Source organism: Leptolyngbya sp. BC1307 (assembly GCF_002286735.1).
Lineage (GTDB): Bacteria > Cyanobacteriota > Cyanobacteriia > Phormidesmidales > Phormidesmidaceae > Phormidesmis.
Window position 1 is genome coordinate 150,537 of sequence record NZ_NRTA01000005.1, and the last position, 24,052, is coordinate 174,588.

The 24,052-nt window shown below is 53.6% G+C and carries 21 protein-coding genes; 15 read left to right on the top strand and 6 right to left on the bottom strand.

The genetic code is table 11. From position 1 onward, the window contains the following. Positions 1-111: 111 nt before the first annotated feature. The 4 genes from CKL79_RS05050 (at position 112) to CKL79_RS05065 (ending at position 1,919) form a co-directional block, all read left to right on the top strand. Positions 112-351: a DUF2281 domain-containing protein gene (locus CKL79_RS05050; RefSeq protein ID WP_121968495.1), complete on the top strand. Its 240-nt coding sequence runs from the start codon at positions 112-114 to the stop codon at positions 349-351. Further along, positions 335-712 (top strand): type II toxin-antitoxin system VapC family toxin, encoded by a 378-nt coding sequence (locus tag CKL79_RS05055; RefSeq protein WP_121968496.1) that lies wholly within the window; start codon positions 335-337, stop codon positions 710-712. Before CKL79_RS05050 ends, CKL79_RS05055 begins: the two co-directional genes overlap by 17 nt. Before the next feature lie 89 nt (positions 713-801). After that, positions 802-1,503 carry a hypothetical protein gene (locus CKL79_RS05060; protein WP_121968497.1) on the top strand — a complete coding sequence of 234 codons (702 nt, stop codon included), beginning with the start codon at positions 802-804 and terminating at the stop codon, positions 1,501-1,503. Between the two features lie 80 nt (positions 1,504-1,583). Beyond that, positions 1,584-1,919, top strand: a complete 336-nt coding sequence (locus CKL79_RS05065; protein WP_121968498.1) for a hypothetical protein — start codon at positions 1,584-1,586, stop codon at positions 1,917-1,919. A gap of 281 nt (positions 1,920-2,200) precedes the next feature. On the opposite strand, the gene CKL79_RS23090 is transcribed toward CKL79_RS05065, so the two are convergent. Next, complete coding sequence (locus tag CKL79_RS23090; protein ID WP_170943969.1) at positions 2,201-2,368, bottom strand: hypothetical protein; 168 nt, start codon at positions 2,366-2,368, stop codon at positions 2,201-2,203. Between CKL79_RS23090 and CKL79_RS23095 the strand changes: the two genes are divergently transcribed. After that, positions 2,350-2,748 carry an Hsp20/alpha crystallin family protein gene (locus tag CKL79_RS23095; protein ID WP_276299101.1) on the top strand — a complete coding sequence of 133 codons (399 nt, stop codon included), beginning with the start codon at positions 2,350-2,352 and terminating at the stop codon, positions 2,746-2,748. The two genes, CKL79_RS23090 and CKL79_RS23095, sit on opposite strands and share 19 nt — an antisense overlap. Positions 2,749-2,816: 68 nt before the next feature. On the opposite strand, the gene CKL79_RS05075 is transcribed toward CKL79_RS23095, so the two are convergent. Then, positions 2,817-4,025 (bottom strand): AGE family epimerase/isomerase, encoded by a 1,209-nt coding sequence (locus CKL79_RS05075; RefSeq protein ID WP_121968500.1) that lies wholly within the window; start codon positions 4,023-4,025, stop codon positions 2,817-2,819. A gap of 282 nt (positions 4,026-4,307) precedes the next feature. Here CKL79_RS05075 and CKL79_RS05080 point away from each other — a divergent pair, with 282 nt between their 5' ends. The 5 genes from CKL79_RS05080 to CKL79_RS05100 all read left to right on the top strand — a co-directional run bounded on the left by CKL79_RS05080 (position 4,308) and on the right by CKL79_RS05100 (position 12,323). Further along, positions 4,308-6,293 (top strand): hypothetical protein, encoded by a 1,986-nt coding sequence (locus CKL79_RS05080; RefSeq protein WP_121968501.1) that lies wholly within the window; start codon positions 4,308-4,310, stop codon positions 6,291-6,293. 158 nt (positions 6,294-6,451) lie between these two features. Then, on the top strand, positions 6,452-8,257 hold the full coding sequence (locus tag CKL79_RS05085) for an ABC transporter ATP-binding protein (RefSeq protein WP_121968502.1): 1,806 nt from the start codon (positions 6,452-6,454) through the stop codon (positions 8,255-8,257). A gap of 41 nt (positions 8,258-8,298) precedes the next feature. Further along, positions 8,299-10,599 (top strand): selenide, water dikinase SelD, encoded by a 2,301-nt coding sequence (gene selD / locus CKL79_RS05090; RefSeq protein ID WP_121968539.1) that lies wholly within the window; start codon positions 8,299-8,301, stop codon positions 10,597-10,599. 59 nt (positions 10,600-10,658) lie between these two features. Beyond that, complete coding sequence (mnmH, locus tag CKL79_RS05095; RefSeq protein ID WP_121968540.1) at positions 10,659-11,699, top strand: tRNA 2-selenouridine(34) synthase MnmH; 1,041 nt, start codon at positions 10,659-10,661, stop codon at positions 11,697-11,699. Positions 11,700-11,996: 297 nt separating this feature from the next. After that, a complete protein-coding gene (locus tag CKL79_RS05100) occupies positions 11,997-12,323 on the top strand; it encodes a hypothetical protein (protein ID WP_121968503.1) in 327 nt (108 codons plus the stop codon). Between the two features lie 53 nt (positions 12,324-12,376). Here the strand turns inward: CKL79_RS05100 and CKL79_RS05105 are convergent, their stop codons facing one another. Beyond that, the gene (locus CKL79_RS05105; protein ID WP_121968504.1) at positions 12,377-13,993 is read right to left on the bottom strand and encodes a radical SAM protein; all 1,617 of its coding nucleotides are present in this window, start codon (positions 13,991-13,993) and stop codon (positions 12,377-12,379) included. 149 nt (positions 13,994-14,142) lie between these two features. Further along, positions 14,143-15,159 (bottom strand): type I glyceraldehyde-3-phosphate dehydrogenase, encoded by a 1,017-nt coding sequence (locus CKL79_RS05110; RefSeq protein ID WP_121968505.1) that lies wholly within the window; start codon positions 15,157-15,159, stop codon positions 14,143-14,145. A gap of 647 nt (positions 15,160-15,806) precedes the next feature. Here CKL79_RS05110 and murC point away from each other — a divergent pair. From murC to CKL79_RS05135, 5 genes are all read left to right on the top strand, one after another. Beyond that, positions 15,807-17,264 carry a UDP-N-acetylmuramate--L-alanine ligase gene (gene murC / locus CKL79_RS05115; protein ID WP_121968506.1) on the top strand — a complete coding sequence of 486 codons (1,458 nt, stop codon included), beginning with the start codon at positions 15,807-15,809 and terminating at the stop codon, positions 17,262-17,264. A gap of 62 nt (positions 17,265-17,326) precedes the next feature. Continuing rightward, on the top strand, positions 17,327-18,244 hold the full coding sequence (gene murB / locus CKL79_RS05120) for a UDP-N-acetylmuramate dehydrogenase (RefSeq protein ID WP_240518669.1): 918 nt from the start codon (positions 17,327-17,329) through the stop codon (positions 18,242-18,244). A 101-nt stretch (positions 18,245-18,345) separates the two neighbouring features. Next, positions 18,346-18,696 (top strand): YbaB/EbfC family nucleoid-associated protein, encoded by a 351-nt coding sequence (locus tag CKL79_RS05125; protein WP_121968508.1) that lies wholly within the window; start codon positions 18,346-18,348, stop codon positions 18,694-18,696. A 53-nt stretch (positions 18,697-18,749) separates the two neighbouring features. Beyond that, on the top strand, positions 18,750-19,253 hold the full coding sequence (locus tag CKL79_RS05130; RefSeq protein WP_121968509.1) for a low molecular weight protein-tyrosine-phosphatase: 504 nt from the start codon (positions 18,750-18,752) through the stop codon (positions 19,251-19,253). Positions 19,254-19,600: 347 nt separating this feature from the next. Beyond that, positions 19,601-21,433 (top strand): GGDEF domain-containing response regulator, encoded by a 1,833-nt coding sequence (locus CKL79_RS05135; protein ID WP_205879002.1) that lies wholly within the window; start codon positions 19,601-19,603, stop codon positions 21,431-21,433. A 12-nt stretch (positions 21,434-21,445) separates the two neighbouring features. Here CKL79_RS05135 and CKL79_RS05140 read toward each other — a convergent pair whose 3' ends face one another. After that, positions 21,446-21,976 carry a hypothetical protein gene (locus tag CKL79_RS05140; protein WP_121968510.1) on the bottom strand — a complete coding sequence of 177 codons (531 nt, stop codon included), beginning with the start codon at positions 21,974-21,976 and terminating at the stop codon, positions 21,446-21,448. 301 nt (positions 21,977-22,277) lie between these two features. Continuing rightward, on the bottom strand, positions 22,278-23,726 hold the full coding sequence (gene radA, locus CKL79_RS05145; protein WP_121968511.1) for a DNA repair protein RadA: 1,449 nt from the start codon (positions 23,724-23,726) through the stop codon (positions 22,278-22,280). Between the last annotated feature and the right edge of the window lie 326 nt (positions 23,727-24,052).

Here is a 24,052-nt window from a genome sequence, read left to right on the forward strand (position 1 = left end):
ACCGCTATCATAGATACGTTGAGGCACCCGTAAGTACATGAGAGACAGCAACGAGGCTGTTTTGAGGCGAGTCGCTTGAGCGTTGTGATTGAATGACTTTGGAACACTTCAATGAAGGCAAATGCTATGAGTATTGAGCAGGCGTTGATTGCGGAAGTGCGAGCATTGACGCCACAGCAACAGCAAGAAGTCCTTAACTTCGCTGCATTCCTCCGCCACCAGCACAGCCCCGTCGTCGCCAATCCTCCCGTGCCCGGATTACACAAACACATTCCCTATTGGATGGCAGAAGACTTCGATGCCCCACTGCCAGATTCATTCTGGCTGGGAGAAAATGAAACTACTGCTTGATACGCACACATTTATCTGGTGGGACAGAGAACCGAGCCTGATCCCTGCCGCTACGCTTGACCAACTACAGCGCTCCGAACTTCTTTTAAGCCTGGTCTCACTTTGGGAAATTCAAATCAAATCGCAGATAGGGAAACTGCACCTGAATATGCCATTATCCGAAATGGTGAACCGTCATCAATCCAACGGCATTACGCTTCTACCCATCACAGTAGCCCACATTCTAGAGCTAGAGCAGCTTCCTCAACATCATAAAGATCCTTTTGATCGGCTACTCATTGCGCAGAGCCGCATTGAAGTCGTTACTATCGTTACCCGCGACTCAGTCTTTCAAGCGTATGACTGTAAAATTGTCTGGTAACTTTTAAGTTGTATTCTGTTGCATAATGCTGCTTAAAGCGTCTTTTACAGGCAGCCGATCTAAACCTTTGAAGCATTCGAGATCTTGCTATGACAAGGACATACTCCGACTTCAATACAGACCTTTCGCGATCGCAGCTAAGTCGGCTAGCGGACAAAACCACCGCACCAGATGCTTATAAAGACTCAATGATCCTACTAGGAGAACGTCTTGGCGAAGTCGTCTCTTCAAAAATTTCAGACAGCGCATCTACCCTATACCTTGCCTGCACCGTCGAAGATGCTGACTACCTAGCCAAAGGTATGCTGACCCCATTAGAGCGGCATTTTAAGTCTGTCTCACTCGCTTGCTTTTGGAACGAACGATTCTCACCCTTCAACGTAAGTGACATACAAGCCTCACCCATCATCAGAAAGTACACAGAGCCTGTCAACAGCACCGTCAACCACTTAGTCATTGTCAAATCCATTATTTCCGGTGGCTGCGTCGTGAAAACCAATCTGAACGACCTCATCCAGACCATTAACCCAGAGAAAATATTTATCGTCGCACCCGTCATTTACTCAGGGGCCGAAGAGAGACTAGCCGTTGAGTTTGAAGCCTCAGTCCGTGAAAAATTCCAGTTCATTTACCTCGCTGAAGACGACGAACGCAGTGACGAAGGGGAAGTTATCCCTGGTATTGGTGGCATGGTGTATGAGCGTCTTGGTTTCGATGGACAAGAGGGCAAAAATAAATACGTTCCTGAACTCGTCAGAACTCGGCGTCGTCAGCTCGTTTCAAAAGTATAAGCATCCACGCTCCAGATTAGTCTAGCGATCGCATTGTTCCACCTGCTAGTGTCTATCTGACACTAATTACCGGGTCTGCTGTGGTGCCTTCCTTCGACTTAACCAATACTGAAATTCAAGCTGCATTAATCTCTGGAATATTTACCGTCTTGAGTGCGCTCATTGCGGCAGTTGCCGCCGCAATAATAGGAAATACCATCGCTGACCGGAGAAAGCTACAAGAAAAACTCAAGATAGCCATTCAAGACATTGCTTTTTTACTGGAAGTCGAAGAACTACATTGCGAACACAACAAGCGCAGCAACAGACCCTCACGCAAGAATACTGTCCGTAATGAAGTCAGAGATGCAGGTCTGGATTTTTCAGGGCAATTCACACCTGGGAGAGTACGGGCCAACAAGCAGTTTCGATTGTGACTGAATGCCTGATTGGCGAATTCTTAGGGGGATTGAGCGAACGTGATCGCACACGTAACTGCAAAAAATTGGCTTTGGATTAATGGGATAAAACCGTCGAAGACGAGGACTACCTATTAAGCCCAATGAATATAGCGTTGTTCACTTGGCTGCTGAGAAGATTATAAAACCGCATGCAAAAGCAGGCAGATAGCTTAGCCGTCTGCCCGCTCATTCTGGCCGCTCATACCGTTACCTTCCATTGACTGACTGTATAGCCGCATGTTTGCTACACCTTGCGTTTACTCAGGAACCGCTGAAGGATAAATGCTGTCAGCAACAAATACAGGCTTTTGCTCATACTCGGCTTCGATATTTTCTTTCACCGAGAGATCCCACTGTAAGTCGTAGTCTCTGTCAAAATCTGACCGTATATAAGAGCGCAAGACACCTGTTACAGGATCTCTCAACGCAGGGCCTCTCAACAGCAGCCTTTCAGCCACCCACAGAAGTTAGAGAAGGCGACTACAGTTTCTCTATCTACGTAGATTTGCCTGGGGTTAGCGCTCAGACTATTAACATCGCTAGCTGTCCAACATCGGTGACGATTCAAGGAGAGCGGCGATCGCCTCATGCCAACAGCCAGACCGATAGCCAGCTAGTCAGTAGCGACCGAGCAACCGGCAGCTTTGAGCGGGTGATCCAGCTTGCTCAACCTATTTTAGGAGAGCAGGTTTACGCTGAGTACAGCCACGGTGTCTTAAAGCTAGAGCTTCCCAAACAGCTATGCGTAGACGATCAGGATAAGATGCCAGCCACCTGTCGCAGCGTGACGCCGCAGGTCATCTAATTTCACTGCCACTGCTTCACCCTCATTTGAGTCAGCTCAACCTCTTAACTGCTCAGACTCTTAGCTGCTCAAACTCTTAGCTGCTCAAACTGCTGCCAGCAAAGATACAATGCTCGGGGCACGTGGAAGCAGCCTTTCCACTTCCCGCCCTTTAGCGGCAATAGCACTTCACCTCGCCGGTTGAGATAGCCGTACCACTCAGCGCCGTCGCCATCGGCAAAGTGGCTCCAGGTATACTCATGCACCCGTTGATACCAGCTCCAGCACTCTTCTCGTCCGGTTAGGCGGTAGGCCATTGCCAGTGCTACCAGCGTTTCTAAATGCACCCACCAGAGCTTTTGATCCCACTCTAGCTGCTGAGGCGGATGGCCTTCAGCGTCCATAAAATAATAGAGGCCGCCGTACTCCTCATCCCAGGCAAAGCTAAGAATGCTGAGAACAACGTCGGTGGCCCGATTAATCAGCGCCAAATCGTTTTGCCGCTCGGCGTTGGCGGAGCCTCTCTTTTCGAGAATCGCCATCACAAACCACATGGCCTCAATTCCATGCCCCGGATTGATCAGCCGCCCCTCATAGCAATCGACATGAGTACCATCGGGGGCGACGTGTTCGTATAAGAGGGTGCGATCGCTATCTAAAAAGTCACCCATCACTTCATCCACCGTTCTTTGCAGCACCGCTTCGAGCTGCCCTGCCGCCAGTAGCCAATCCATCTCCAGCGACAGATTCGCCAGGATCATGGGCACCGCTAGAGATTTAAGCGGACGGGTACCCGGATAAGCCTTGTTATACTGACCCTTCGGATTTTCCTGACGGCGCAACACATTGCCATAGGCTTGCAATGCAATCTCTTTGGCCTGCTCTTTGGCCTGCTCTTCTCCTGTAGCCAACGCATATTGGCTAAACGCCATCGCCGCAAAGCAGTCAGAAAAAATGTTGTAAGGCTGCACGAGCGGCTGCCCCGCTTGATTAAGTGAAAAGTACCAGTTGCCCTCAGCATCTCGCCCGTGCTGCGCCAAAAAGTCTGCGCCGCTTTGAGCGATCGCCAGCCAACTCTCCCGCTTTTCGAGCTGGTTATACAGCATAGAAAACGTCCACACCTGTCGGTTTTGCAGCCAGACAAATTTGTCGGTGTCATACACCCTGCCGTCTTGGGCCAGACAGGTAAAATACCCGCCGTAAGTAGTGTCAATAGAGTATTTCTGCCAGAAGGGAATCACATTTTCTAGCAGAGCGGTTTTATATAGAGTAGCCAAAGCCGAAAAGTCGTAGGTCATAGGAGAATTCAATGCAAACGCTCAGGCTGAGCGCCGTAAGAGATGGGCGACTACTCGCGTCGTACCCTTTAGACTGGCTCAGCCCGAAACAAGTTTAGTTGTTTCCTTGAACGGGGCATAGTAAGCCTGCCCAGTCCGGTGAAGTAGCCCGGTGGAGGAGCCAGGGCCTGTGCTGCGGTTCAAGGCGGGCCAGATTCCGGAGGGCGGCGTAATTTTTTGTATAGAGGTGTAATCAAAGTGTTCGTTTTACTGGCACACCTTGTCGTATCTGGACAGGCCCTCATGCAACTCCATCAAGACGCCCCGTCTTTAGACTCACTCCAAGCTGAGCCCAAAGCTGAGCAGATAGACAGAGACAGCCGAGCCGATGCCCTTCCGGGCAATGGTCAGCGCAATGGTCAGCGCAATGGTCAGAGCACTGGGGCGCAATGGCGGTATGCGGGTGCCTTTACTGGGGCAGCGGCAGTGGCTTCAGCCGGTATAGTGCTGCCGCTAGCCGGAGAAAGCGCAGTTGCCTACAGCGGTCTGACTGAGGGCACTATTCCACAAGTGAGGGCCGCAGCCTCAGATCGGGCGACACAAGGCAATAGCCAGAGCCAGCCGCTAGCCCCTCAGATTGCGCAGGCGAAAGGCGTCAGGTTTAGCGAAAGCACTCAGCGCCGCGCCGCCGGTAGCCCCGAACAAAGCACTCAGCCGTCACAGCCCTCGCTGATCACTAGAGGAGAAGACGGTAGCTGGACGCTCGCCTATGAGTCTCAGGCAGGCTATCAGCCACAGCAGGTAATTGCCCAGCTAGCCAAAGAGACGGCTCAATCTGCCCAAGCCCAGCGCAACTGTAGCGGTGGCAGCTGCCAGAGCCTGGCCTACATTGCAGCGCAGTTGCCCCAGGCTCAGCAGCGCGTGCAAACCCTTCAGCAGGCTATTCAAAAGTTTGAGGCGCAGCACGGCCAGCAAGACATGGCGGCCTACCAGGAAGTGCTGACTGGCCGCATATCAGAAATTACCCAGCAAAATACGCAGCTCCAAAATAGCCTTGAGCAGACCCGGCGCAACCTGCTGCAGCTGAAGATGCGACTAGCGACCGTCGAGGCCGATGCGGGTATGGCGGAGCAGATCTTGTCTGAGGATGGCAATTATCAAGTTGCCTGGATGCGACTGCAGCGAGCAGAAGAAAATTTGCTTGCAGAGTTTAGCAAAGCGGATCTAGACGCGACGACGCTGAATGAGATTTACGCCGACTATCGATATCAGCAGCAGCAGTTGCAGCGAGCTGCCCAAGCGGCGCTAGGCAGCTACTTGACAGCGCCTGATACAGTGGCTCCAAGCTTTGTTTATCAGGCTCCAGCAGCGCTAGATATCATGCAGGATCTGGTGATCACCACTCATCAGTATCAGGTGCAGCAGCTCCGGCAGGACACGATTGATGAGATTGATCAGCGCTTGCAAGGTCGCCAAAAACAGCTATTAGAAAACCTGGGGCAGTATGAGCAACTGCAGCGCGAGCTGACCATCGCGAAGCAGAGCGTGGCCCAGTATCAGCAGGAAGGCGATCGCCTCAGCAACAATTCACAGACAACCGATCAGCCCAGCCCATCTGCTATGGCGGTGCCCAGGGCACGGACGCTGGCCTTGCAGTTGCCCGACGGCACGGTGGGTAAAACGGTGCTAGGCGTTGTCGTGGCCGCTGGGGCGATCGCCGCTGCAGTCGCACGGCAGCAAGCCAAAAAAGCTGCCGCTGTACCCTCTGCCGCTGTCTCCTCTGCTGCTATACCTCCATTCCGACCTACAGTCGATAGCACTACGCTCCACCTGCTACAGCAACCTTTGGTCGGCGCTTCCCGCTATACGTCTGTAACCCCAAAACCCCCAGAAAAAACCCCAGAAAAAACCCCAGAAAGAACCCCAGAAAGAATCTCAGAGCAAGCCGATCTAGTGACACAGCTACTGGAGATGACCGGCCAGTCTCCGCAGATGATAAGCGCTTCAGTATTCACCCAGGCAGATACTGCCGAAGACGATTTGACAATCGAGCTAATGGTGCGTGAGCTAGATGACATCCTCGATCAGGCAACCGCAGAAGCTAGCTTTGCCGATGCCGTCAGCGATCGCTCTATGCCACCTGTGCAGCTATCTCTCAAAGAGGTCGATCTGTTTGCCGAACATGCCGTGCGCTGGGTACTCAAAGATCTGGGCCTGAATCCTGACTCTGCCGAACCGATGGCTAAGCCCGTTCGCTTGGAACCTGCCGAGTATGCCAGGGCGACTTAACCGGGGCGCTTATGCACCGGAGTCTGCCCATCAGGGGATCATGCACGGCCTGAGCCGGTAGCAACCCCCTTCGATTTAGTTTGCTATAGTCCTTATCTATAGGCAAACGTCAATGATGCCCTCAGGCGCGTTTGCATTGCCCTTTGCGATCGCCCCTTATGGCTGCCTCCTCTCGCCATCCGTTTCAGCGCTTGCTAGCCTATGGCCGTCGGTATCGTGGCCGCATGTGGCTAGCTAGCCTCTGCTCAGTACTCAATACGATATTTGACCTGGCACCGCCCGCCCTGATCGGCATCGCCATTGATATTGTGGTCGATCAGCAAAACTCCATCCTGGCACAGTGGGGCATTACCGAGCTGCGATCGCAGTTCATGGTGCTCTCAGCACTGACTTTTTTGGTGTGGATATTAGAGTCGGCCTTTCAATATGCCTATGAGCTGCTCTGGCGCAATCTGGCGCAGACCATAGAGCACGATCTGCGAATGGAGGCTTATCAGCATGTGCAGGGGTTAGAGCTTGCCTATTTCGAAGAGCGCAGCACGGGCGAGCTGATGTCGATGCTCAATGATGACATCAATCAGCTAGAGCGCTTTTTAGATACGGGTGCTAATCGGCTTTTGCAAATGAGCGCGACGGTGGTGATTATCGGCACCGTCTTTTTTGTGCTGGCTCCGGGGCTGGCGTGGATGGCCGTAGTGCCGATGCCGTTGATTATTGTCGGGGCGATCGCCTTTCAAAAACGCTTGGGGCCGCGCTATGCCAAAGTGCGCGAACGAGCGGGGCTAATCAACTCCCGGCTGGCTAACAATCTGACCGGCATTGCCACGATTAAAAGCTTCACTGCCGAAGGCTATGAGCTGTCACAGTTAGGGCGAGAGAGCAACGCCTATCGTGCGAGTAACCGCCGAGCGATCTCCCTTAGCGCCGCCTTTATTCCGCTGATTCGCGTTATCATTTTGGTCGGCTTTACCGGCATTCTCTTCTATGGAGGGATGGCTACTGCCGCTGGCAATCTAGAAGCGGGCACCTATACGGTGCTGGTCTTTCTCACGCAGCGCCTGCTCTGGCCGCTAACTCGTTTGGGTGAAACGCTCGACCAGTATCAGCGAGCCATGGCCTCGACGCAGCGAGTGATGAACCTGCTCGATACGCCCGTGATGATTCCGACCGGAAAGGTTGCCCTACCCTCTACGCAGGTCAGCGGCGACATTGTTTTTGAAAATGTCACCTTTGGCTATAGCGTTGGCGCAGCCTCTCCTCTGGAGAATCACCATCCCATTCTCAAAAATCTCTCACTGAAGATTCCAGCGGGTAAAACGATTGCCATTGTCGGCGCAACCGGATCGGGGAAAAGCACGCTGGTAAAGCTGCTGCTACGCTTTTACGAAGTCACGTCTGGCCAGATCACGCTGGATGGTCTAGATTTGCAATCGCTAGATCTTAGAGATTTGCGGCGCTCTATTGGTTTAGTCAGTCAAGATGTGTTCTTGTTTCACGGATCAGTCGCTGAAAACATTGCCTACGGTAGTTTCAACGCGACTCAATCAGAAATTGCAACAGCCGCGAAGATTGCCGAGGCTCACGATTTCATTACTCAGCTGCCTGCCGGTTATGACACGGTTGTTGGCGAACGCGGTCAAAAGCTCTCTGGCGGTCAAAGGCAGCGACTGGCGATCGCCCGCGCCCTGCTCAAAAATCCCCCCATTCTGATCTTAGATGAAGCGACTTCAGCCGTAGACAATGAGACCGAAGCGGCCATCCAAAAGTCATTAGAGAAGATCACTCAAGATCGGACTGTAGTAGCGATCGCTCACCGTCTCTCCACCGTCCGCAATGCCCACCGCATCTATGTTATGGAGCAGGGCGAACTGGTCGAAAGCGGCACCCACGAAGAACTGGTAGCCAAAAACGGCATTTATTCAGGACTGTGGAAAGTGCAGACAGGTGAGCGTGTCACTGCCTAGCGCCGCCTGCTGTGAACCCTGAGAATCTCTCGTTAATGACTATGCAATCAACTGTCTCTATTAAGAAAGATCTGGTCATGGTCGGCGGTGGGCACAGCCATGCGCTCGTATTGCGCAAAATGGGCATGAATCCCTGGCCTGGCGACGTGCGCCTGACGCTGATCACCAACCTGGCCGACACGCCCTACTCTGGCATGTTGCCCTGTCATATCTCCGGCCTCTACGACTTTGATACCGCCCACATCGACCTGCGGCCCCTCACTCGCTTTGCCAACTGTCGGCTGATTATGGATGAAATGATTGGCCTTGACCCCGATCAGCAGCAGATTATCTGCAACAACCATCCTCCCATCGCCTATGACACGCTCTCTATAGATGTTGGTAGCACACCCACAAAGTCTCAAGTACCCGGCGCAGCTCAATATGCGATACCGGCTAAACCTGTGCCAACGCTGTTAAAAGCTTGGGCCGACTATCTTAAGCAGCTTGCAAAAAATCTAAATAACAATCCTAAAACAACAGCGACGATTGCCATCGTTGGGGGCGGCGTCGGCGGCGTAGAAATGGCCTTTGCTATGCAAGTGCGGCTCACTCAGTTGCTGACTCACCGCGATCAAGATCCGCAACAGATAGCTATCCATATCTTCCAACGAGGTCCCCATCTAGCAAAAGGGCGCAACTGGCTGACTCAGCGCATGGTTGAGCGAATGTGCAAAGAGCGGCAGATTCGAGTGCATACCGGCGAAACGGTCTGTGAAGTGACATCTGAATCGGTGCGGTGCGAATCGGGTTTGGTCGTGGAATGCGATCGCACCTTTTGGGTCACCAACGCTTCTGCCCCACCCTGGCTGACTGACAGCGGCCTCACCCTCACCGACAGCGGTTTTCTCGCCGTCAAAGACACCCTGCAAACCTGCTCGCATCCCAACATTTTCGCTGCCGGCGATGTGGCCACCATGGTCAACCACCCACGTCCCAAAGCGGGCGTTTTTGCCGTTCGCCAAGGCCCGCCCCTCTACGAAAATCTGAAGCGCTATGTCACCGGCCAACCGCTCAAACCCTTCCGCCCGCAGAGCCGCTATCTCAACATTATTGATACCGATACTAAAAGTGCGATCGCCTCCTGGGGCCCCTTCGCCATCCATTCCAGATGGAGCCGCCGCTGGAAAAATCACATTGACCAAAAGTTCATGCGCCTCTTTTCAGACTTTCCAGACATGGCTTCGGCTACGCTCAGCGATCGCCTTCCGTCTCCAATATCTGAGCGCAGTCAAAGCTACATTCCCTGCGCAGGCTGTGGCTCCAAAGTCGGCAACCAAACCCTCACTCGCGCCCTCAGCAGAGTCCGCGCCGAATCAATCAGCAGCGCCGACTGGCCCGATTACAACAACATCTACACCGGCTTAGATTCGCCTGACGATGCTGCTATCGTCCGCGTCCCCCCTGGCAAACTGTCCGTCCACACCGTTGATCAATTCCGCGCCCTTGTGGACGACCCGTTTATCTTCGGACAAATCTGCGTGAATCACTGCCTGAGCGATCTGTTTGCCATGGGCGCAACTAGCAGCAACGTCCTCGCATTGGCGACCATTCCCTACGGCACCGACGCGAAACAAGAAGAAACCCTCTATCAACTGCTATCAGGGGCAAGTTTAGCGCTAGCTGATGCCAAAACTTTTTTGGTCGGCGGTCACACGACTGAAGGCCCCGATCTCTCTTTGGGGTTTGCTTGCAATGGCTGGATTGACCCCGATCAGGTGTGGCGCAAGGGCGGCATGGTGCCAGGTCAGTCGCTAATTCTTACCAAAGCGCTGGGCACGGGCAGTCTCTTTGCTGCCGATATGCAGCGTCAGGCCAAAGGCAGATGGATAGAAGCGGCTGTAGATAGTATGCTGCGCTCTAATCGCCTGGCTGCGGATTGTTTGAAGCAGTATGGCGCTACCGCCTGTACAGATGTCACCGGGTTTGGCTTGGCGGGTCACTTATTAGAGATGCTGACAGCTTCGGGGGTAGGTGCTGAGATTGATTTAGCGGCGATCGCCCTTCTCCCTGGCGTCACCGAAACGCTACAGCAGGGCCTTGTCAGCTCCCTACATGCGCGAAACCGTCAGGCAGCGATCAACAGCTTTCAAACCCACGCCTCCCAAACCGCTGTGCCCGCCTTTCAAATTCTCTTCGACCCGCAGACCTCAGGAGGTTTGCTCGCCAGCATGCCGTCAGCCCAAACTGAGGCTTGTTTAGCCGACCTGCACCGCTTGGGCTACTCAGAGAGCCGCTGCATTGGCACGATTACGACTGAGCTAACTTCGACGGCCAAACCCCTTACAATTAAGCAGTGGTAAGCAAAAAAGTATCTGTGTCCTCAGTTCAATCGGCAGAAGTCAAACTGCCAGAAGTCGAAATAGATAAGCGACAATCACCTCAGCTTACGATTGACGAATTCTTGACGGCTTCCGGCCCCATTCTAGACGTGCGCAGCCCCGGCGAATACGAGCAGGGCCACATTCCAGACGCGGTTAGCCTGCCGCTGTTTAGCAATGAAGAACGGGCTCAAGTCGGCACCTGCTACAAGCAGGAGAGTCGTGAGCAAGCCGTAGAGCTAGGCTTTGAGATTGTGGGGCCAAAGTTTGCAGATTTCATTCGCACCGCTAAAAAAAATGCGCCCGAGAAGACGGTGCGAATTCACTGCTGGCGGGGGGGTATGCGTAGTGGGGCGGTCGCCTGGGCGCTCAATCTGGCTGGGTTCAAAACGGTCACGCTCACTGGCGGTTACAAAGCCTTTCGGCAGTGGGTGCGCCGCACCGTCGCCACGCCCAAGCCGATCATCTTGCTCGGCGGCATGACCGGCACTGCTAAGACAGACATTCTTCACGCGCTGGCCCAGCAAGGCGAACAAATGCTTGACCTAGAAGGCTATGCCAACCACCGGGGCAGCAGCTTTGGCGCGCTCTGCCTGCCCCCGCAGCCGAGCACCGAGCACTTTGAAAATCTGATTGCCACTGAATGGCACCAGTTCGATGGCAATCGGCCTATTTGGGTAGAAGCCGAAAGCCGCAGCGTTGGGCCTTGCCGCATTCCGGCTGAGCTGTTTGAGCAGATGGAAACGGCCTTTGCGTTGGAAATTGTCCGCCCAATTGCTGAGCGGCTGGCGCTGCTGGTAGACATTTACGGTCAGGCCGATCCCGATGAACTGATAGCCGCGACCGAGCGCATTCGCAAACGGCTTGGCGGGCAGCGTACTCAAGAGGCAGTGGCCCTAGCCAAAGCAGGCGATCTGACGGCGGCTGTTGCTATTTTGCTTACCTACTACGACCGCGCCTATCGCTACGGGTTAGAGCAACGCGATCGCACGGTTCCCGAAGTAGACGTTACCGGCCTATCGCCTATCCAAGCCGCCCAGCGCCTGCTCCAAACCCTCAAGACCAGCCCAATCGCTACCTAGACCAACCGTGAGCGATCTCCCCCCATAAACGGATTAGAACGTATTAGTCCGCAAGTTGTAGCAAACAAAAGTCTATTAAAGCCAAATGAAGCAACCGCCAAAGAGATCGTCAAATCTTCACCCTGACAGCGAGAACTATCCTCTAGGATCGAAAACAAGTATTCAAGCTAAGCAGGACAAGTAGAGCAGCTTTAAGCCGCGCCGCCCAGATGAATGGCCGGACATCTCAACTTCTCTTACCCATTGACCTACTGAGCGGGCATATTAAATCATCCAAACTCATTTCTAAGATCGTCAATGGCTATTGCTTATTGGTCTGTGGCTGCTATTATCTTCTCCATCGTATTGGCCTCTTTCGTAAAAGACACCAACGCTCCCAAGTTTAGCGCTGATGCCTGGCTGTTTATTGCGATCGCCACGCTCCTCTGGCCAGTCACCCTACCTTCTATTCTCAGTAGCAAGCTGCGCAGCCGTCAGCGAACTAAACCGTCCAAATATACTGCCGAAAAGTCTTCTCCAGTCGAGTGCTCCGCCGCTGCATACTTCCCAGAGACCCTACCGACGCAGAGCCAGCCACCGGCTGTCCTCCCCAATGTGTATACCACCTCTACCTGTAACCTGTAGCCGGTGACCTGTAGGCTGTTTTGACCTATCTATAACCCTGTAGAAGGGCTAATCTAAGCCGCCATCGACTGCTGCGCGTCAGCCAAATGCTTGACTAACGTCGCTTTGGGCAAGGGGCCTGCCAAATGCTCCCAAGGCAGTACCCGGTCAGTCGGCCACTGCTCGTAAACGTAAAAATCTAGCGGCGGCAGCTTGCCCTTAAGCGTTTTGAAGGCGCGGCGGTAGCTGCCTAGCGTATCCCCATAGCCTCGGGTGAGCTCTAATAGGTCTGCTAGACGGCGATCGCCCCTCGAAATCAGCGCCTGAATTGCCGACCAGCTATAGCTCTCAGGGCGAAAGTCAATGCCGCAGGGCCGCAGTTGCTTTTGCAAAAACTTTAGCCGCTTTTCTGCCTGCCGGTCAACGCCGTACCATTGAAAAGGCGTGTGGCTCTTGGGCACAAACGTACTGCAGCCCAGTGTCAGCCGTAGCCCCGGCGTTTGCTTGTTAAGCTCGATCAGCAGATCCGCTGTCTGCGCCAGATCGTCTTGAGTTTCTCCCGGCACCCCGGCCATGCCATACAGCTTAAGCGCCTTTAGCCCGCCCGCCTTAGCCTGCTGCGCCGCTGCAAAAATCTGGTCGGTCTCTAGCTTTTTATTGACGATATCGCGTACCCGCTGCGAGCCGCTTTCAATCGCGATCGTAATTGACCGGGCACCATGTTTGACCAGTGTTTCAGTCAGCTTCTGATTCACCGTATTCGTCCGTACCGACGACATACTCACGCGCACATCGTCATACTGCGGCTGGTTGAGATAGTCCAGCAGCGCTTCAAACTCGGGATGCTGGGTAATCGAAGCCCCTAGCAGCCCCAATCGCCGGGTTGCCTGCAGTCCCTTTTCAATCGCCGGAATCAGCGACGCCTCCATACTCGCCGCCCGGAAAGGCAGCGTCAGATAGCTAGCCAAGCAAAAGCGACACATCTCCGGGCAGCTGCGCACCACCTCCACCATAAAGATATTCTCCCAGGCCGCTTTTTCGGTGACAACGGTCGAAGCAGAGAGGACGTTGCCGCGATAGGTCTGTTTCTGTACTGACGCTGGCACATCGCTGTCTATTGGCGAAATCGCCGCAATCGGTCCGTCAGTTGCCTGATAGCTCACGCTGTAGAGCGCTGGGATGTAGACTCCTGGTACCTGAGCCAGTGCCTTGAGCTGGGCCGTTCTAGGTTTCCCGCGTACCTGCTGATACGCATCTAAAAAGTCATCCAGCAAGGTTTCGCCATCTCCTAGCAAAATCACATCGAAGAAGGCGGCAAAGGGCTCTGGGTTGGCCGTCAGCACCGGCCCGCCGCCAAACACTAAGGGCTGTTCATCCGTGCGATCTGCTGTCCGCAGCGGAATTTGTTGAGACTCCAGCAGGTTGAGAACGTTGACGTAGTCTAGTTCCCACGAGAGGGAAAATCCCATTAGTTCGGCTTGGGCGGGCAGCGGCTCGCTGACATCGGTAAATAGCCGGCTGACATCAATATCGGCTCGCTGTGCCAGCATTGCCCACACCACCTGATAGCCCAAGCTGGTGATGCCCACGCTGTATTCGTTAGGGAAAGCGAAGATGAGGGGGATGGCGCGATCGCTCAAAGCCGCCGGAGTAAACAGGCGTTTCTCAGCTGAGAAGACAGAAGTAGACACAGATTAACAATTCCTTGATCTAGTTCAATTCTCCCTCATTTACCCTAGATTGAGCGCCCCCTTAAAGCTGCTAAGCCGCAAACGGCCACTAAAAAAGCAGGAGCTTTGCGCCCCTGCTCTGGTCTCTATCAGGCTTTAGATACCCAAATCTAGTCTTTCCACTTGGTGGCGATGAGTTCAGCTAAGTCTACTACCCGCTGGCTGTAGCCCCACTCGTTGTCATACCAGGCGATTACCTTGACTAGGTCGCCATCCATCACCAGCGTCAGGTCAGAGTCAATCGTGGCAGATTCATTGGTCTTGCGATAGTCGATAGAGACCAGCGGCTCATCGGTATAGCCCAAAATGCCCTTCATCGTCGTTTCAGAAGCCTTCTTGAGCACTTCGTTCATCTCTTCGGTGATGGTCTTTTTCTTCACCTGAGCAACCAAGTCAACGATAGATACGTTAGGGGTCGGCACTCGCAGCGCAATGCCGTTGAGCTTACCTTTCATCTCAGGAATCACCAAAGCAACTGCCTTAGCAGCGCCCGTTGTCGTCGGCACAATGTTGATTGCCGCTGCTCTAGCCCGGCGCAAGTCGCGGTGGCTCGCGTCTAAGATTCGCTGGTCGCCAGTATAGCTGTGAGTAGTGGTCATCGTCCCTTTGATGATGCCAAAGTTATCGTTGATCACTTTGACTACAGGGGCTAAGCAGTTAGTCGTGCAGCTAGCGTTGCTGACGACGTTTTGCTTGTCGTGTTCGTAGTCTTGGTCATTGACACCCATCACATAGGTGCCTATGTGACCGCCTTTGCCGGGCGCAGTGATCAAGACCTTTTTCGCGCCTGCTTCGAGATGGCGAGAAGCCCCTTCTTCACTGTTGAAGACGCCAGTCGATTCGATGACCAAGTCAATTCCCCAGTCCTTCCAGGGCAAGTTGCTAGGGTTACGGTCGGAGTAGCACTTAATTACTTTGCCGTTGACGGTCATGGTGTCGGCATCGTAAGAAATGTCTGCATCTAGACGACCCAGTAAGGAGTCGTATTTCAACAGGTGAGTGTTGATTCTAGGATCAGAAGTGTTGTTGACAGCAACCAGGTCCAGGTTGCTATTTTCACGTGTCAACCAACAACGTAAAAAGTTCCGGCCAATCCGCCCAAAACCGTTGATAGCTACTCTAACCACTGCGCGATAACCTCGTGTCTTTAGAAGAAAGGGGAGTCAAGTTATAAGTCTTGATAAGCAAGCTCATCATATCGCATCATCGTCACGCCAAGGTTAGGCAGACTGGGTTTTTATACTCAATGATTGCCGATGCCAGCGCTTGAGTTAGCAGGAAATTGATAGGGGTTAGGTGACCAGAAGCGACTGTTTGAGGAGCTAGTCAGTCAGTATTGAGGGCTGTCGTGGGCGGAGGCTGAGCTCAGCAAAAGCCCGCTATCTCTTTGCTGAGCGTTGACGGATCATGAGGGGTCTAATGCTTTTTAAGCGCTCATCAAATTGGGCCGTTCGGCTTTTGAGGATGAGTATTGATCCGGTCAGACAGACTTCAAATAAAAATTGACAATTTCTTTGCTTTTCTCAGATAAAAATCCGCTTGTCTTTGGGTCTTGTCTTTGGGTGAGGTTAATTTTTCTACCAGAGATTTTCTACTATTTTTTGTTTTTGTGAAATCAGGGAAACTATGTCGTGCAGGCTACAAGCAGTGTACTTGCTTTTGTACTCTCTGACTGGCTGGCACCTGAGCGCCTCTAGTTTAGGGCGGGACTGAAGATTCCTGGTATGATACGCCTGATTATGATGACGTACAGTGGTTTGTGAGGGAGTGAAACATGCTGAATTCAGTAGATTTCAGCGGTAAACCGTTCCATTTTATCGGAATTGGTGGCATCGGAATGTCGGCGCTGGCCCATGTCTTGGCGAGCCGCAAACTGCCGGTTTCCGGGTCTGATTTGCGCTTGAGTCACATCACTGAACGGCTAGAGCGGCAGGGGGCGCATATTTTTAACCAGCAGCGGGCAGAAAATTTGGCCTTTTTTACTGGCCCGGTGCCCCGACAGCCCGCAACTACTGCGTCGTCATTGCCTCAGGTCGTGTGCTCAACGGCCATTAGCGAAAGCAACGCTGAATATAAGGCAGCGATCGCTATGGGCTGTCCTATCTTTCATCGCTCAGACATTCTGGCAGCGCTGATGAATGAGCGCCGGGGGATTGCGATCGCGGGCACCCACGGCAAAACCACCACTAGCAGCATTACCGGCTATCTACTGCTGAAAGCGGGTATCGATCCAACCATCATTATCGGTGGCGAAGTCAGCGCCTGGTCGGGCAATGCCTATGTGGGTCAGAGTAACTATGTGGTCGCTGAAGCCGATGAGTCTGATGGGTCGCTGGTGAAGCTCTCAGCTGAGATCGGTGTGATTACCAATATTGAGCTAGATCACCCTGACCACTACAGCAACCTCGATCAGGTCGTGGAGATTTTTGACCGGTTTGTCGCTCAGTGTGAAACGGTGATCGGCAGCATAGATTGCCCAACCGTGCGCGATCGCATCAATCCAGACATCTCTTACAGTCTTGACCCGGACTCTGGCGCTGACTATATCGCTACCCACATCTGCGAAAGCGCGGACGGGATGACGGCCTGCATCTGGGAGCGGGGCCAAAAGCTTGGGGTGCTAGCAGTGCCTCTGCTGGGCCTGCACAACTTGAGCAATACGCTAGCGGCGATCGCCGTTGCCCGGCAGATCAAGGTCGATTTCGCCTCGATTGCTACTCACCTGCCTAACTTCAAGGGGGCGCGTCGTCGGTTTGAGCATCGTGGGTTCTACAACGACATTTTATTTATTGATGACTATGCCCACCATCCCAGCGAGATTAGAGCGACGCTTGCCGCTGCTCAGGTACAGCGCCGGGGGCCGTTGCCGTCTCAGCGCGATCGCCGGGTGGTTGCGGTCTTTCAGCCCCACCGCTACAGCCGCGCCGCTACGTTGCTGAGCGAATTTGCCACTGCCTTTGAGGGCGCAGACCGGGTAATCGCGACCGACATTTACAGCGCTGGCGAAACCAACACCGGTCGAATTACCGGCGAACAAGTGGCTCAAGCTATTTCTCAGCATCGGCCAACCGAATACTACCCGACGCTAGAAGGCGTTAGGCAAGCACTCGAAACCAGCCTGACGCCCGGCGATATTGTCATCTTTCTCACGGCTGGCAACCTCAATCAACTCATCCCCACCGTGATGGCTGCTTACCAAAGAGTGCCTCAGCCCGAAGCGGCACTCACATAGGGGGTGCCACAAGCGTGACGGTAAGAGCGGCGAAGACTGTTCAACTTGGCAATGATTTCAAAATTATCGCCTTATCGCCTTTGGCCAAGCTGACGACCTTTCGGGTGGGCGGCTGGGCCCAGTGGCTAGCGCTGCCTAAAACGTTTGATCAGCTGCAGGCAGCCTTAGGCTGGGGGCGATCTGAGGGGTTGCCGGTGACGCTGCTGGGCGCGGGGTCTAATCTGCTGATTAGCGATCGCGGTTTGCCGGGCCTGGTCATTTGCACCCGGGCCCTGCGCCATAGCGAATTTGACCCGGTGACTGGCCGCGTTACCGCTGCTGCTGGAGAGCCCTGGTCTTCTCTCGCCTGGAAAGCTGCCCGCTATGGGCTTAAAGGTTTTGAATGGACGATTGGCATTCCGGGTACGGTCGGCGGCGCAGTGGTGATGAATGCGGGCGCTCATGGCAGCGAAACCGCCGATATCTTAGTCAAGGCAGAAATCATTAGCCCAGACGGTAGGCTGAGCCTACTCAAACCCGCTGACTTGGGCTATCGCTACCGCACCTCCAATTTACAAGGGCTCGATCAGATCGTGACCACCGCCACCTTTCAGCTCAGTCCCGGCCACGACCCGGCCAAAATCAAAGCGGCCACCGCTGCCGATCTGAAACAGCGCCGTACCACTCAACCCTACCATCTGCCCAACTGCGGCAGCGTCTTTCGCAATCCTCGGCCCTACAGCGCCGGCCATCTGATCGAACAAGCCGGACTGAAGGGCTATCAGATCGGCCAGGCCCAAATCTCTATGCTGCATGCCAACTTTATCGTCAATCTCGGCAATGCCAAAGCCAGCGACGTGCTCGCCCTGATTCGCCATACCCAGAGCGTTATCTACGAGCACCATCAGATTCAGCTAGAAACAGAAGTCAAAATTATGGGTCACTTTAATGATGCTCCAGGCGATCAAAAGATCTCGACTTCAGCCCTGCCAAACGGCTGATTTTTGGTCAATCCCTGAATAGGGGCAATTGCAAATAACCAAGATGCGCCGTATAGTTTGACAGTTATTTGACAGTTAGTTTATCCCTAATTCAGCGAATTATGACTAAAGGACAAGGGCAAGGATTTGGCTTCGGCCTCGGCAAGATGAAAGAACTCACTGAGGCATTTAAGAAAGCCCAGCAGGTGCAGGAAGGGGCCAAACGCCTGCAAGAAGAGCTAGAGCAGATGATGATTGAAGGCCAGGCGGGTGATGGCATGGTCAAGGTCACCATGAGTGGTAACCAGGAGCCGCGCGATGTGGTGATTACTGAAGCAGCGCTCGGTGAAGGCGCAGAAATGCTTTCTGATCTGGTTAAAGCGGCTATGCTAGATGCCTACAACAAGTCCACAGCTACCATGCGCGAGCAAATGGAGGAGCTGACCGGCGGACTAAATCTACCGGGCATGTAAGCTTTCCCGGGTCAGTTGACGGCATCGCCCGGTCAGGTTTTGACAATACGCTTATGGTCACCCGTCTTCTCTTCGTCTGCTTGGGCAATATCTGCCGTTCTCCTTCAGCCGAAAACATTATGAACCACCTGATCGAGCAGCGGCAGCTGAGCGGTCAGATTGTCTGTGACTCAGCGGGTACCGCTAGCTATCATGTCGGTAGCGCCCCGGACCGTCGGATGAACGTAGCGGCGCAGCGGCAGGGTATAACACTCACCGGCAGCGCCCGGCAGTTTGTGATCGCAGATTTTGAAAAATTTGACCTGATTTTAGCGATGGACCGCAGCAACTATCAGGATATTTTGGCGCTGCTGCCGGGCGATCGCGCCATCGCTGACCTGTCTACTCGCTACGCCGACAAGGTTAGGCTAATGTGCGAATTTTGCCGTACCCACAGCGATACAGAAGTTCCTGACCCCTACTATGGGGGCGAAGCGGGCTTCGACTATGTTATTGACCTGCTGCGAGATGCCTGTGAGGGGCTGTTGACAACTATTGCTGCCGACCTAGGAGCGTAAGTAAAAGTACGACGATCAAAGTTGAAAGTTATACAGGCTTCTGGTTGATCCCACGATGTAAACACCTGTCTGTTTGGTTACACTAGCGGGAACTTTGTATTATGTGTGTAGCCAAAGGTGTACCGGGCACTTTTTGAACGCTTTACCCAATTGCTGATAGTACTGAGCGCTAATGCTACGCCTTGAATAGATTGAGACTCAGTAGAATCTCGTAGAAAGCTAGAAAGCTAGAAAGCTAGAAAGCAGGTCGCAGGTTAAGCAACTATAGCGTTGGTCACTTGGCTCCCCCAGCTTGTTTGGAGTTGATTGAAGCCGTTTGTTGGGCAGACAGTTCATTGAGCATAACGTTGTCAGATACTTTTACCATCCCGGCTGATGAGGTGACAGGCCGAATATTAGTTGTTGACGATACAGCGACTAATTTATACATACTGTCCAAGCTGCTAGCGCGAAGCGGCTATGAGGTTTACCAAGCACAAGATGGCGCTGCCGCTCTAGATATGGCTAGCGCCCACCAGCCCAGTCTGATCTTGCTTGATATTATGATGCCGGGTATGGATGGCTATGAGGTCTGTACTCGGCTGCGGGCGATGCCTGAAACTGCTCATATTCCGATTATCTTTCTCAGTGCGCTCGATTCATCTGTAGACAAAGTGCTGGCCTTCAGCCATGGCGCGGCTGACTATGTCACCAAGCCCTTTCAGCCAGAAGAAGTGCTAGCCCGGGTGCGTCACCAGATTAACTTGCAGCTAGCGCAGCGGCAGCAGCAGTATCTTAACGCCGAACTAGAGCGCCGGGTACAAGATCGTACCCATCAGCTAGAACTGGCTCACCAGCAGCTGCTAGAGGTTGCTATGAGCGATCGCCTCACCCGGCTGCCTAATCGACTGTCGTTTGTCAAACAGCTTGGCAATGTGATGGCCCAGGCCCAAATCGAGCCAGAGCAGCATTTTGCCGTTTTGTTTTTAGACTGCGATCGCTTCAAGCGCATTAACGATTCTCTCGGCCATCGAGTCGGCGATCAGTTACTCAAAGAGATTGCCAGCCGTCTTACCCGTATTCAGCACAGCCATTCGACCGTCGCCATCATCGCTCGCTTTGGCGGTGATGAATTTGCGCTGCTGCTCACCCCCCTAGCCGATAGACAAGCCGTCGTCCTTGTGGCTGATGAAGTTTTGACCGCGTTAGCTAAACCTTTTGCCCTCGCTGATCGCAAAATCTTTATGAGCGCTAGTCTGGGCATTGTCTGGGGCGATGCCAGCTATGCGGCTGCCGAACACCTGCTGCGCGACGCAGATGTGGCCATGTACCGAGCCAAAGACTGTAGCTACAGTCAGTATCTCTGGTTTGAGCCAGCGATGCATAACCGAGCGGTGCATTTGCTCCAGCTAGAGACTGATCTGAGGCTAGCGCTAGAGCGTAGAGAGCTGGAGATTTACTATCAGCCGATAGTCGAACTTTGTGGGCTGAGAATAGTCGGGTTTGAGGCGCTGGTGCGATGGCGGCATCCTACCCAAGGACTGGTTTTTCCTGGTCACTTCATTAGCTTTGCAGAAGAGTCGGGTCTGATTGTGCCGCTAGGTGAGCAGGTGCTCGAAATGACCTGCGCTGATATCGCTCGGTGGGAGCGCTCAGGTGCAATCAGCCCTGAGATTACGGTCAGCGTCAATATGGCAGCGCAGCAGCTTCTACAGCCTGATATTGTTGCCCGAATTCATCACTTTGTCGAGACGGCAGGCATTGCACCGCATCGTTTGCGCTTGGAGCTGACTGAGCGCTCGATTCTTAACAACCATGCTTTTATTGATGGGGTACTCAGAGCGCTGCAACACCGCAATATTCAGCTCAGTATTGACGACTTTGGTACGGGCTACTCGGCGCTGAGCTATTTGCATACCCTGCCGGTTGACTGCCTCAAGATAGATCGTTCGTTTGTGCAGCCGATGACCGCGCGGCCCGATAGTCTAGGGATTGTGCCGCTGATTATTAATATTGCTAAGACGATGAATATGCAGGTGATTGCGGAGGGCATTGAAACCATCACTCAGCTCAGACAGCTTCAGCAGCTTGGCTGTGAATATGGTCAGGGCTATCTGTTTCAAAAGGCGGTGCCTGCCGACGTGGCGATCGCTCTGCTCAAACGTCCTTTGATTGCCTGGACCCGTGAGGCGAGTGCCTGAGATTCGGGGCATTCACGGCTTAAAAACAAAATCGTAGCCGGCGTATTCTCCTGCCTGATAGTTCACTACTAGCCAAGCTTCGCGGTCAAAGGCTAGCGGATAGGCTTCGCGCTCCATTAGCCCGGTTGGCTGACCGTCGCCGTCAGTCGTGCCAGTTGGCAGTACGCAGTAGGGCTCATTGACTACCTGCCGAACGGCGGCCTGAGCCGATCCTTCTGGCACTGCTAGCAGCCGCGAGATTTGTCCGCGAGAAATTTCAGCGCCCGACTGCACAATGGCCTGACAGCTCGACTGAGAAATGGCTTTAGACCCCTGGTTGGGGACGACGGCCAGCAGCGCCAGGGTCGCCACCGAGCCACCTGCCCAGAGGGCTTTTTGAGAGACGCGATCGCCCATCAACCGGCTGACGATATGCAGACACTGAGCCAGCCCACGCCTTTTCTGGGGGGCCTTGCGCTGAGTTCGGGCGGGTGGCCTATCGACCAATTGAGCCGTTGCCCGGGAGCGGCCTGACCCCCGACCAGCGGTTCTAGCCTCCTGCATTGACAAAGTCTGAACCGCAGTCATTGACGGCGGCGAGCGATGCGGTGAATGAGATGCGCGAGGATATGACATCAGCTGTCTCCAAAATCTGCCAGTGGTACAATAATAGTACATATATAGTACAGGCAAACTGCTTTTAGAAAATTTTGCATACTTCGCAAATGCAGGTCTGTGAGCAAATCGCAGGGGCTAGCAATAGACCTGATGAGCAACAATCCTCACCGAATTGGCTGGCTGCAAGGGTGCCAGCTAACATTCAACTGATAGTTTGCGATCGCATAGTTTCCAACCGATGAGCCAGTTACTGTTCAGTTGCCTCTATGGGCTCGTGCTGAGTCGAGTTGGCTAGAGCAGTGGCGATCGCATCCACCACTCTCCCTACCTCAATTACCTCCATACCGATATCGCCTCGCTTCTGACCCTTGGGCACCAGCGCCCGCTTAAACCCTAGCTTAGCCGCCTCTTTGAGCCGCAGTTCCATCTGTGAGACCGGGCGAATCTGTCCGCCCAAGCCCACTTCACCGATGAGCACCAGCTCAGGGTCGATGATGCGATCGCGAAAGCTCGCCGCTACCGCCACCGCAATGCCCAAATCCGCCGCTGGTTCACCCACATTCAGCCCGCCCGAAGAGGCGACATAAGCATCTAGCTTGGAGAGCGGAATGCCGACTCGCTTTTCTAGCACCGCTAAAATCTGCAGCAATCTGTTGTACTCAATGCCCGTAGTTGAGCGGCGCGGTGAACTGTAGCTAGTCGGGCTGACCAGCGACTGCAATTCGACGACTAAAGGGCGCGTTCCCTCACAGGCGACAATGGTAGCGACACCCGGCACATTCTCTTCATGACTGCCCATAAACAGCTCGGAGGGATTCAGCACTTCTTCTAGGCCCTTGTCCACCATTTCAAAGACGCCTAGCTCGTGGGTCGCCCCAAAGCGGTTTTTTACCGAGCGCAGCAGCCGATGGCTGGCAAATCGGTCGCCTTCAAAATACAAGACGGTATCGACTAGATGCTCTAATACTTTGGGGCCAGCGATCGCCCCTTCCTTAGTCACATGACCGACAATAAATAGCGAAATATTCTCTTTTTTTGCCAGCTGCATCAGCGCCGACGTGCATTCTCTCACCTGCGCTACTGAGCCGGGAGCAGACGTTAGCGCCGAGTAAAAGAGCGCTTGAATACTGTCAATCACCGCTACTTTAGGCCGGAGTGATTCTAATTCTTCTAGAATTGTCTCCAAATTAGTTTCTGGCAGCAGATAGAGATTTTCATGAATGCTGGCCTCGGCCTCACCCATGCCAAGGCGCAGCGATCTGAGCTTGACTTGCTGCCCTGACTCCTCTGCGCAGACGTACAGAATCGGGGTTTCTCTCGCTAGCTGATTGGCCGTTTGCAGCAGCAGCGTCGATTTGCCGATGCCCGGATCGCCTCCGAGCAAAACCAGCGAACCCGGTACAATGCCGCCGCCAAGTACCCGGTCTAGCTCGTAATAGCCCGAGGGAATGCGCGACTGCGGATGGTCTTGAATTTGGTTAAAGGTCAGCGACAGGCGGGGCTGAGCCGGGGCTTTGCGCTTGCGGCTAGTGGTGGCGCGCGACTTCATGCTGGGCCGGGTGGTAGCGGTCTCTGTCGCTTCTATTTTTTGCTCTACCAGGCAGTTCCAGCTATTGCAGGTGGGGCATTTGCCAAAGTACTGGCGAGACTCAGCGCCGCAGGCATTGCAGACGTAGATAGATCGGGTTTTAGGCATGGGCTCTAGCACAACTCAAAGCAAACGTAAAATTCTCTTAATAGTATAAACGTACTCTGCTAAAGTCCTCTGCGCCATCGATGGTCTCGCTTCAGCGAGCCGTCTAATGAGCTATCTATAAACCCAACTTTTTAAAACCCAACTTTTTCCTGAGAAGCAGCCGCTGTCGCTACACAATTCTTTGCAAAAACAGCAGCCAAAAAACGAAGGCAAATAGCGGGAAAAGTCAGTAATTTACCCTCAGTTGGTAACTTTCCTTAATCTAAACGCTAGCGCTAGCCTGTGCTGTAGCGATTCGTATCAGTTTGCCTGAATATGTCAAAAAC